This window comes from Streptococcus sp. WB01_FAA12 (assembly GCF_012843315.1).
Classification (GTDB): Bacteria; Bacillota; Bacilli; order Lactobacillales; family Streptococcaceae; genus Streptococcus.
This window is the reverse complement of sequence record NZ_JABAEX010000006.1, coordinates 100,647-111,225: the sequence shown is the minus strand read 5'-3', so window position 1 is coordinate 111,225 and position 10,579 is coordinate 100,647. Positions and strand designations below refer to the sequence as shown.

At 40.7% G+C, this 10,579-nt stretch carries 11 protein-coding genes and 1 pseudogene; all 12 read right to left on the bottom strand.

The features are described from left to right. On the bottom strand, positions 1-293 hold a 293-nt coding region (locus HF881_RS07905), incomplete at its 3' end, for a hypothetical protein (RefSeq protein WP_169447049.1). Next, complete coding sequence (locus HF881_RS07900) at positions 280-978, bottom strand: DUF5081 family protein (protein WP_169447048.1); 699 nt, start codon at positions 976-978, stop codon at positions 280-282. The genes HF881_RS07905 and HF881_RS07900, both read right to left, overlap by 14 nt. Positions 979-980: 2 nt before the next feature. Further along, complete coding sequence (locus HF881_RS07895; RefSeq protein ID WP_169447047.1) at positions 981-1,280, bottom strand: WXG100 family type VII secretion target; 300 nt, start codon at positions 1,278-1,280, stop codon at positions 981-983. A gap of 5 nt (positions 1,281-1,285) precedes the next feature. Beyond that, a complete protein-coding gene (locus HF881_RS07890; RefSeq protein ID WP_169447046.1) occupies positions 1,286-1,687 on the bottom strand; it encodes a hypothetical protein in 402 nt (133 codons plus the stop codon). A 162-nt stretch (positions 1,688-1,849) separates the two neighbouring features. Then, positions 1,850-1,963 (bottom strand): annotated as a pseudogene (locus HF881_RS07885) (DnaD domain protein); the annotation flags it as partial. Positions 1,964-2,127: 164 nt separating this feature from the next. Then, the gene (locus HF881_RS07880; protein WP_169447045.1) at positions 2,128-2,772 is read right to left on the bottom strand and encodes a hypothetical protein; all 645 of its coding nucleotides are present in this window, start codon (positions 2,770-2,772) and stop codon (positions 2,128-2,130) included. Between the two features lie 333 nt (positions 2,773-3,105). Continuing rightward, the gene (locus HF881_RS07875) at positions 3,106-4,041 is read right to left on the bottom strand and encodes an IS30 family transposase (RefSeq protein ID WP_169447044.1); all 936 of its coding nucleotides are present in this window, start codon (positions 4,039-4,041) and stop codon (positions 3,106-3,108) included. A gap of 290 nt (positions 4,042-4,331) precedes the next feature. Beyond that, a complete protein-coding gene (locus HF881_RS07870; protein ID WP_125398485.1) occupies positions 4,332-4,748 on the bottom strand; it encodes a GNAT family N-acetyltransferase in 417 nt (138 codons plus the stop codon). Positions 4,749-4,759: 11 nt separating this feature from the next. Further along, positions 4,760-5,455, bottom strand: coding sequence for a GNAT family protein (locus HF881_RS07865; RefSeq protein ID WP_125398486.1), 696 nt, complete (start codon positions 5,453-5,455; stop codon positions 4,760-4,762). A gap of 194 nt (positions 5,456-5,649) precedes the next feature. After that, a complete protein-coding gene (leuS, locus tag HF881_RS07860) occupies positions 5,650-8,151 on the bottom strand; it encodes a leucine--tRNA ligase (RefSeq protein WP_169447043.1) in 2,502 nt (833 codons plus the stop codon). Between the two features lie 159 nt (positions 8,152-8,310). After that, positions 8,311-9,003, bottom strand: coding sequence for a histidine phosphatase family protein (locus tag HF881_RS07855; RefSeq protein ID WP_169447042.1), 693 nt, complete (start codon positions 9,001-9,003; stop codon positions 8,311-8,313). Between the two features lie 236 nt (positions 9,004-9,239). Next, a complete protein-coding gene (locus HF881_RS07850; RefSeq protein ID WP_169447041.1) occupies positions 9,240-10,577 on the bottom strand; it encodes a PFL family protein in 1,338 nt (445 codons plus the stop codon). Positions 10,578-10,579: the final 2 nt, after the last annotated feature.

The window sequence follows — 10,579 nt, the reverse complement described above, 5'->3', positions numbered from 1 at the left end:
TGTTGGAGCCACTGTCCCATCATACTTAAAATTTCACTATTGGCACGCCGATATAGGTCGCCAACTTCATTCACTTTATTGAGCATTTTAGAATAGTGATCCATTGCCTTGGAAGCTTCTCCACCCTCATAATATTTTGTTTCAGAAAGGCTCTTCAATTTTGGAGCCAAATTATTTTGAAATGAAACCTCAACTGTGGTGATATAACGCATGATTGCCTGTAATTCATCAGGATTCATGACGATTTCGTTAGATCCACCACCATCCATTGTAGTAGCTTCAATTAGAACCATTTTCAAAATCCTCCTCTCTAAACGGAATAGAAAGCCAATTATACAATCTCTCAAGGAAATAGTATTGACTAAAACGATATAACTCCTCTTGATTCACATCAAATCCCAGCAATTCTCCCCCTTCTTCAACAAAGAGATAAGAAGCTGATAATAATGCTGCGTGTCTGGTCTCGCACATTTGTTCCAAAGGATAATACTGTACCATCAGAACTTGATCAGATGCTAAAGCTGTTTCGATATCAGAAGTGAGTTGTCTTCTTTCAGTTAGAAAATCTACCTCATCTTCCAGAGAAATCCTTGTCACAAGCGATAGCTTATCTTGAAGCAATAATAAGCGACTCATAGGACTAATCTTGGCAAGTTGATATCCCTGACCAGTATCAATGATAAGAATAGAGAAGTCGCTATCACGGCAGTGCATGAAATAGAAATTATTCAGAATGACCAAGGTTATTCCTAAGCAATACTCCCGTAGAGTTTCAACTATGGTAAAACCTGATTTTGTCAAAGAACCATCCTCATTAACTAGGCCTTTTTTCTCAAGAGCTTCCTTAGCTATCGTCCACACTAGTTCAGAAGCAGTTACAATATCGTCTAGTGTTGGCAAACCAGGCATTAGTTCACCATCAAAGGCACCAATCAGATAATGGAGTTCATGAATAGAAAATATTTCTTTATTTGACATATTTACAACCCCTTAATTGATGAAACTTCCGATGAACCATTATAGCTATCAATGGAGTTTTTCAAACTTGTTACTGCTTTTTCATGTTCTTCCATAATAGATCTCAAATCTTTGTGGTATTTATGGATGATGTCTAGATAGGACTCAAAAGCCACCTTTGTTTTCCCAGACCACTTGGCTGACTGGAGATAACTTTTTAATTGAGTGACAGTTTGGTAAGAATTTGTCAATTCTTGATTAATTTCTTTTGAAAGCTGAATAGCTGTCTCTAGATCTTTATACTTTATTTTTAAATCTGCCATGGAACTTACCTCCTTCTACGGTTTCTTTTCCTACGTTCTTCAGCTTGACGTCTTGCCTCTGCTTCCCTCTCTCGGCGTTCTTGCTCAGCCAATCGAGCATAATACTGATATCGTTCATAAGCTGCATCAACCGCACGAGACAATTTGCTTACGTCACTTGATTGATTTGAAATAACTGATTCTACTTTTGTTTTAACCCTATTTTCGCTATCACTAAAAACATCCTCTGGAATAATAGATAAACTCATAGAAGGTCGTGAACTATTATAGCTATCAACTTTTCCCTCTATCATTTTTAATTTAGTCTTAAAACTTTTCAATTGACTATTCAGATCATTATATAAAGTCTTATATTGTTCCCTTTTCTTTTCTGTTGGTGTCCCAAACCATGCATCCCAAAGTGACATAATGAGTATCCTCCTTTTTTATCATCATTCAGTTCAGAAGATCGGTTAAAATCCTGAATCGAATCAGGAAAAGTGACGTCATCTAACTCATCTAATTTTTTACTATCCATATCCATTAACAAATGTCAGAAAATAAAGCGATTATCTTCTATAAATCTCTCATTAGGAATCTAATTTTTTTAACATTTCTGCTTTTTTTCTTTCAAGTTCTTGACGCTGCTCTTCTGTTATCTCGTTCTTATAATTAGGATTTGACAAAAATGGAACATTGGTCTTTGGAGATTCGCCAAAAATTTCTCTTTCGGCGTTCTCAATATCTTCCATCTTCTTCACTCCTGCTTTTTCCCAATTTTCTAAAGTATACTCTAAATCTCTAATAATCTGACGTCCATCATCATAAGTGAGACTCTGTAATTCTTTAATAGCACTATTTAGAATTGTTAATTTATTTTTTTAGTATATGGTATTGGAGGGTTTATAGATCGGTGTTCAGCAATCCATCGATATAAATTTTGCCCATATTTTTTCAATTGATTATGTAGCTCACGACCAAATTTTAAATACTTTGTCTCAGACCAATCATCTTTATTAAATAAATCAACAACTCGTTTTTTATTCTGAATAATGTTCCCCACTTCATCCAAAATCTCATTTTGATAAACAGCTTCTGAAATATGAACGGTCAATTCCTGATTGATATGATCTACTCTAAATTTTTCTGTAAATAAAGGATAATCATCAAAAACACTATTCCCTTTTTCATCCATCTTAATAAATTTTTTATATGATACGAGTTTTAATTTAGTCTGAATCTCTTCAATAAAACGATTGAAGTGTTTCCCTGTATTGGCATAATATACTCCATCAGAATTTTTTAAAACATTATCCGACATATATGCAATGTCAGAATAAGAGATAGTTATTCCATCAGGAGAATATTTATCACGAATTTCACCCAATAAAGCATATACAACATTTGCTTCATTCTTTGATAGATCTCCAAGATCAAAATATTTTGGAAAGTCTCTATCATATTGAATAACAGCCCTATACTGTTTTTGATTTACATCTTTTAATTTTGCCATCTACTAACTTTTTAAACTCCGTTTTTTCTAAGGTTATGCAGGAATCTCCCTTATATTTTATCATATTTTATACTCAAAGAAAAACTATGATAGACTTCCTAGCCTATAAGATTATTGAATCTCTTAGTTTACCTTGCATTTCTAGGACTTTTATTTTGTTCTATTCTTGTTGCCTTGCGTTTCTCAGACTTTATACTCTTAAAATCCTTGGTATCACTAGCTTTATACTATCCCCTAACTAATATAATTTAAGTAATTTTAATAACTTATATATAACTAAAATTATTAGTAATTATTTTTCGTAATGATAAATTGCAAGAATAAGTGCAACATTTACTCTAACTCATCCACTAGAGCCTCATAAGCAGTTCTGTAAGCTAAACATTTTCGCGGTCTGTGATTGATATCTGATGAGGCCTTGTTCAAAGCCTCATCAGATATAGCAGCTAAATCTGTTTTCTTTGGGAAATATTCTCTTAGTAAGCCATTTGCGTTTTCATTGCTTCCTCTCTGCCATGATGAATAGGCGTCCGCAAAGAAAAAGGAAATTCCTAAGTTCTCTACCAGAGGATAGCAGGCGAACTCTTTTCCCCTGTCTGAAGTGAAGGTTTTAAGAGTCTCTTTTGGAAATAGCTTACAAAGTTGTTCGATGGCTGAAAACATGGCTTTGGCTGTTTTGTCTGGTATCTTTAAAGCTAAGTAAAAGCGAGTTTTCCGCTCCAGAAAGGTCGCTAAACAGCCCTTGCTTTTGCCTCTGGAAGACACCACAGTATCGAGCTCCCAGTGACCAAAAGTTTCACGATTCCGGACCTCTTTAGGACGTTTGGCAATCGGTGTGCCAATCCTAAATCTTCCACGTGTTTCTTTTGGCTGTCGACTTTTTCCCTTTCGGCGAAGGACGCTTAAATCCAGATCAATCAAACCCGCATAGAGCCAGTTATAGATGGTTTTAAAAGCGACCATTGGCCTTTGTTCAAGCTGATAGCACCCACAAATCTGTTCAGGCGACCAGGAGGCTTTTAACCCCTTCTCAATTTCCTTTTTCAACTTAGGTGTTAAACAAGACTTCCGACCCTTTTGCTTAGCCCTGTGGTCATACTGTTCCTGTGTTAAGACTGCGGAGTAACCATTTTGGCATCGTCTCAACTCTCTTGAAATGATAGACTTATGGACGCCAAGTTTACTTGCAATTTGGCAAGGTTTCAAACCTAATTCCAAGTAAGTTTCTATCTTTATTCGGTCGGTTATGGTAAGATGGGAGTAGCTCATAGTTTTTCCTCGGCTTCTGTTTGTGTGGTTACTTACAGTTTACACCAATGAAATGCTGTGAGTTTTTTTGGTGTACTATATTTTACAATTTATCTTTTTTAAAAAATTTTTTCCAAATGGAATTTCCTTTCTCAGGCAACAAAAAAGCCACCTGATTGGGTGACTTCTTTAGGAGATTATGATGAAAAAGAAAAGTTTAGGATTTCATTAAATAAAGTTAGGAGGTCTTTATTTAATAACTATATGATACACGAGGAGACTTAAACTTTACTTAAGAAAAATAATTATTTTTATTTTTTTCGATCCACCCAAATCATTCCCGTACAATCATAAGTAGATAAGGTTTCAAAACCCAGTGAACAGTAGAATTCTAAATTTTTTTCTGTCTGTTCGGTCACTAGTTGGACTTGATAGGCATCTTTAAAATCCTCTAAAGCCTCTTTCATCAAGTCTCTACCAATCCCTTGGCGCTGATAGCTAGGCAAAACGATCAAATCCTGGACAAAAATCGATGAGAAACCATCTCCGACCAAACGGACCAAGCCCACCACGGCATCGCCATCAAGTGCCAGATAAATCGCTAATGAGTGAGACAAGGCCTTCTCCAGCATCTGGGATTGATGTGTATAATTTGTCCAGCCGACTGCCTGATAGAGATGCAAAACATCATTTATATTTACTAATTCTTGCTTTCTAACGGTAATCATGTCATCACCTCTTAGATTTCTCTCAAACTCTTGTACTGCCGTCCATCTTTATCAAAGTTTTCAGGAGCCAGCCACATTTCCAAGCGAGTTTTGGCTTGGGGCCAGTCCTTATCAATCATAGACAACCAATCCGTATCTCTAGTCCGCCCCTTATAAATGACAGCCTGGCGGAAGGTTCCTTCATAGACAAAGCCCAAACGCTCTGCTGCTCGTCTTGATGGCAAATTTAAGGCATCGCATTTCCACTCATAGCGACGATAGTTAAGCTCCTCAAAAACATAGCGAGCCAAGAGATACTGAGCTTCTGTCCCTATCCTCGTCCCCTTAAGAGCCGGTGAAAAGGTGACAGCACCCACTTCTATTACTCGGTTATTCTGATCAATTCGCATGAGAGAAAATGTTCCCAAGGCCTTACCCGTCTCCCTATCCAAGATAGCATAGAAAAAACGATCCTTACGAGCCAACATCTGATTTAAAACGGCAACCAGTTCCTCCATATCTGCCACTGGCTCCTGAAAAAGGTAGGTCCACATCTCCCGAGGAGTATCTGGACCATAAACAGCTAGCAAATCCTCCGCATGCTTTTCCACAGAAAGAGCCTCTATCCGAGCGTAACTCCCTTCTAAGAAATCAATGGAAGGCAATTCACCTGGTGTATAACCTTCCATTGACTCACCAATCATCTGACCATATTCGTTTACTGGCATAGCTTTCTCCTTGTTTTGCTTTTCAAACTTTATAATTGCACATAGTATATCATACTTTCATGAAAAAATTCAAAAATCCTCCAGATTCTACCTCTGAAGGATTCGTTTCTTATTTCACAACGATATTAACGAGTTTAGTTGGCTTCAATAGTCCAGTGGACTATTGAAGGTGGCAGATAGGGCTAATAAACTCGTTATTTAACGACGATATTAACGAGTTTGTTAGGTACCGCAATCACCTTCACGATTTCCTTACCGTCAATTTCTGCTTTGACCTTTTCGTCAGCCAGAGCAATTTCTTGCAATTCTTCGCGTGACAGGTCTTTAGCGACCATGAGTTTGGCACGAACTTTTCCTTTGATTTGGACGACGATCTCGATTTCATCTTCAACCAATTTGCTTTCGTCCCATGTTGGCCAAGCTACATAAGAGATGGACTCACCTGTTGCAGCAACAGTTTGCCAGAGTTCTTCTGCCAAGTGAGGTGCAAATGGGGCAATCAATTGGATAAAGCCTTTGGCGTAGTCTACATAGAGTTTGTCTTCCTTGTTAGCTGCGTTGACAAAGACCATGAGTTGGGCAATGGCTGTGTTGAATTTCATGGACTCGATTTGCTCAGTGACAGCTTTGACTGTTTCATTGTAAACCTTGTCAAGAGCACCATTGTTTTCCGCAGCGATTTCTTTACTTGTAATCAAACGGTAAACACGGTCGAGGAATTTACGGCTTCCTTCCAAACCTTCTTCTGACCAAGCGATTGAAGCGTCAAGTGGTCCCATGAACATTTCATAGACACGAAGGGTATCAGCACCGTATTGTTCCACTACGTCGTCTGGGTTGACAACGTTCTTGAGAGATTTAGACATCTTGGCTGGTGCTTGCTCCAACTCTTCTCCTGTTTCCACATGGAAGAAGGAACCATCACGTTTTTCAACCTTATCAGTTGCCACAAGAGCCCCGCGGTGGTCACGGTAGCTTGTTCCCAAAATCATTCCTTGGTTAAAGAGTTTTTGGAATGGTTCCTTAGTCGGAACAACACCGAGGTCATAGAGGAATTTATGCCAGAAACGAGCGTAAAGCAAGTGAAGCACAGCGTGTTCTGCACCACCCACATAGATATCGACTGGCAACCATTGTTTGAGGAGATCCTCATCAGCCAATTTCTCAGTATTGTGTGGGTCAATATAACGGAGGTAGTACCAGCTTGAACCAGCCCATTGTGGCATAGTGTTTGTTTCACGACGACCTTTGACACCATCTTCACGAGTCACTTCTAGCCAGTCGGTCAGGTTAGCCAATGGGCTTTCCCCAGTACCTGAAGGGCGGATATCCTTGGTTACAGGCAAAACAAGTGGCAATTCACTTTCTGGAACAGCTGTTGAAGTCCCATCTTCCCAATGAATGATTGGGATTGGCTCACCCCAGTAACGTTGACGACTAAAGAGCCAGTCGCGGAGACGGTAGGTAACCTTCTCTTGACCACAACCTTTTTCTTCCAACCAAGCTACAATCTTAGCAATAGCGTCTTCTTTGTTAAGGCCATCTAGGAAGTCTGAATTGACATGAAGACCATCTTCAGTATAGGCAGCTTCTTCTACATTTCCACCTTCAAGCACTTCTACGATTGGAAGGCCAAATTGTTTGGCAAATTCCCAGTCACGTTGGTCGTGGGCTGGAACAGCCATTACCGCGCCTGTACCATAGCTAGCAAGAACATAGTCGGCAATCCAGATTGGAATTTCTTTGCCATTGACAGGGTTGATGGCATAAGCACCCGTCCAAACCCCTGTTTTTTCTTTGGCAAGGTCGGTACGAGCCAAGTCTGACTTGAGGCTAGCTTGGTGTTTGTAGTCTGCTACGGCTTCAGCTTGTTCTGGACTGACGATAGCATCTACCAAATCATGCTCAGGAGCCAAGACAGTGAAAGTCGCACCGAAAAGAGTGTCAGGACGCGTCGTAAAGACGGTGAATTCCTTGTCTGTTCCCTTCACTTTGAAAGTGACATTGGCACCAGTTGATTTACCGATCCAGTTGCGTTGCATGTCCTTGATAGACTCCGGCCAGTCAAGCTCGTCCAAATCATTAAGCAGACGCTCCGCATAAGCAGTGATTTTAAGCATCCATTGGCGCATCGGTTTGCGGACAACTGGATAACCCCCACGCTCAGATGTTCCATCTGGAAGGACTTCTTCGTTAGCAATGGCTGTTCCTAGTTCCTCAACCCAGTTTACTGGTACTTCCGCTTCATAGGCCAAACCTTTTTCGTAAAGCTTGGTGAAGATCCACTGAGTCCATTTGTAGTAGTTTGGATCTGTTGTGTTGACTTCACGGTTCCAGTCGTAAGAGAATCCAAGCGCATTGATTTGGCGTTTGAAGTTGGCAATATTTTCAGCTGTAAATTCTGCTGGGTCATTTCCTGTGTCCATAGCATATTGCTCAGCTGGTAAACCAAAGGCATCCCAACCCATTGGGTGAAGGACACTGTATCCTTGCGCACGTTTGTAACGGCTGAGGATATCGGTTGCAGTATAACCTTCTGGGTGTCCTACGTGCAATCCAGCTCCTGAAGGATATGGGAACATGTCGAGAGCATAAAACTTCGGTTTTGATGCATCTGTTCCTGTCTTAAATGTGTGATGTTGAGCCCAGTAGCCCTGCCACTTAGGCTCAATTTCCTTATGATTGTAAAAACTCATGCTATTTCTCCAATTTTATGATGTTACTATTATACCATTTTTGGGGGAATTTGAAAGACGAGAAATGCTCTTTTAGACTTGGATAACAAGAAATACTGAGCCGCAAATCCACCTTATTTAACAGGAAAAAAATTAGCTCCTAATCGGAGCTAACTTCTATCAATTTTTTATTTCTCCCATCTTCTCACGTCCCAGCTCCCGATAGCTACGATCACCGACAACTTCAACGCTAAACTGGCCATTCTCATATTCTAGGATGGTCACACTGCCATTATCCAAACCGTGCGGATGCATGCCATTGATCAGATACACAATGGTGCCAATCGTCATTCCATGGCTCACAACGAGAGCATTGCCCCCACCTTGTTCTTCCATTTCTTTGGCAATCGCTTCAAAGCCTTCCTTGATTCGACCACTGAGTTTTTCCCAACCTTCTGCCCAGCCAGCTGTATCAACCTCTACCAAGCCTTCTGCTAGCTCTGCATAGGACAACTGATGAACATGGTCTACATTGAAAATTCTCGGAATCAAGCCCATAAAGAGATCCCCATCATAGGCCCCATCAAAACTACCAAAGCACCACTCTCTGATGCGCTTGTCCATGCGGTAAGGGATTTTCCCCTGCAGGCCAAGTTCTTCTAGGATAATTCCCATGGTTTGAATAGTGCGCCCTGAATCACTAGAATAAGCTCGGTCAAACTGCAAACCAGACTCTCGTAAGCCAATTCCCAGCTCATGGATTCCCAACTCACCTTCTGCGGTCAGAGGCGTATCACTCCATCCTTGTGCACGTCCAATGGTATTAAACATCGTTTTCCCATGACGGACCAAGTACAATCTTACTTTAGACATTTTCTATCCTCCATTTTCTTCTATTATATCATGGAACAAAGAAATATTCGGCTTTCAACAGTAAAGTCCGCTCTCGTAATTTTCCCACAAGAAAAGCTACCCTAACGGTAGCTTTCCTAGGAGATTATTATGAAAAAGTTTAGGATTCTAATTAAATAAAGTTAGGAGATCTTTATTTAATGATTATAGTATACACAGTCATCCTTAAACTCAACTTAAATCCTCTCTCTTTTTTATTAATTTTTAAAACTATGGATTGGAGCAGGGATTTGCCCACCGCGAGAGATGAAATCAACAGACGAAGCCCCGTTGACCTTCATAACTGGAGCTGTCCCTAGCAAACCACCAAACTCAATCATATCGCCTTCTTTGCCCTTTGGAATAATACGGACGGCCGTTGTCTTCATGTTAATGACACCAATTGCTGCCTCATCCGCAATCATAGCCGCAATGGTTTCAGCAGGCGTATCTTCTGGAATGGCAATCATATCCAGTCCAACAGAACAGATAGCCGTCATGGCTTCTAGTTTTTCTAAATTCAGAGAGCCATTTTGTACCGCGGCAATCATCCCCTCATCTTCAGAGACAGGGATAAAAGCACCTGACAAGCCACCGACCTGGTTACAAGCCATCACTCCGCCCTTTTTAACTTGGTCATTCAAAAGAGCGAGGGCAGCCGTCGTTCCATGCGTACCAACTGTTTCTAGACCCATTTCCTCAAGGACACGTGCCACAGAATCACCAACCGCAGGAGTAGGTGCCAAACTTAGGTCGACAATTCCAAAGTCAACACCAAGGCGTTCACTCGCCATTTGCCCAACCAATTGACCGATACGAGTAATCTTGAAGGCTGTTTTCTTAACTGTTTCCGCTACTACATCAAAGCTCTGTCCACGAACTTTTTCTAAGGCACGCTTGACAACTCCCGGACCCGAAACCCCGACATTGATGATAACATCTGCTTCACCGACACCGTGGAAAGCCCCTGCCATAAAAGGATTGTCTTCAACAGCATTAGCAAATACGACCAACTTGGCCGCACCCATATCTGATAGCGCAGCTGTTTCCTTAATGATACGCCCCATATCAGCGACCGCGGTCATGTTGATACCTGACTTGGTCGAACCAATATTAATAGACGAACAAACCTTGTCTGTCTCAGCTAGAGCGCGGGGGATAGAATTGATGAGAATTTCATCTCCTTTTTGGTAGCCTTTTTGTACCAAAGCCGAAAAACCACCAATAAAGTCAACACCAATCTCCTTGGCAGCCTTATCCAGTGCCTTTGCCAAAACGACGTAGTCCGTCGCATCAGTCGCAGCACCAATCAAAGAAATCGGAGTCACCGATACCCGTTTATTAACAATAGGAATCCCAAGTTCTGCAGCAATTTCATCTCCTACAGCCACTAGATTTGCTGCTTTAGTAGTAATTTTTTGGTAAATCTTTTCAGCAGCACGATTGATATCTGGATCAATACAGTCCAAAAGGGAAATCCCCATGGTGATGGTTCTGATATCGAAGTTCTGCTCTTCAATCATGGCGATGGTTTCCGTAACTTGTCTAATATCCATGA

Excerpts from the sequence above, each read along its gene's own strand:
- HF881_RS07900 (WP_169447048.1), bottom strand. The coding sequence starts at position 978 with ATGTCAAATAAAGAAATATTTTCTATTCATGAACTCCATTATCTGATT.
- HF881_RS07895 (WP_169447047.1), bottom strand. The coding sequence starts at position 1,280 with ATGGCAGATTTAAAAATAAAGTATAAAGATCTAGAGACAGCTATTCAG.
- HF881_RS07890 (WP_169447046.1), bottom strand. The coding sequence starts at position 1,687 with ATGTCACTTTGGGATGCATGGTTTGGGACACCAACAGAAAAGAAAAGG.
- HF881_RS07880 (WP_169447045.1), bottom strand. The coding sequence starts at position 2,772 with ATGGCAAAATTAAAAGATGTAAATCAAAAACAGTATAGGGCTGTTATT.
- HF881_RS07875 (WP_169447044.1), bottom strand. The coding sequence starts at position 4,041 with ATGAGCTACTCCCATCTTACCATAACCGACCGAATAAAGATAGAAACT.
- HF881_RS07870 (WP_125398485.1), bottom strand. The coding sequence starts at position 4,748 with ATGATTACCGTTAGAAAGCAAGAATTAGTAAATATAAATGATGTTTTG.
- HF881_RS07865 (WP_125398486.1), bottom strand. The coding sequence starts at position 5,455 with ATGCCAGTAAACGAATATGGTCAGATGATTGGTGAGTCAATGGAAGGT.
- leuS (WP_169447043.1), bottom strand. The coding sequence starts at position 8,151 with ATGAGTTTTTACAATCATAAGGAAATTGAGCCTAAGTGGCAGGGCTAC.
- HF881_RS07855 (WP_169447042.1), bottom strand. The coding sequence starts at position 9,003 with ATGTCTAAAGTAAGATTGTACTTGGTCCGTCATGGGAAAACGATGTTT.
- HF881_RS07850 (WP_169447041.1), bottom strand. The coding sequence starts at position 10,577 with ATGGATATTAGACAAGTTACGGAAACCATCGCCATGATTGAAGAGCAG.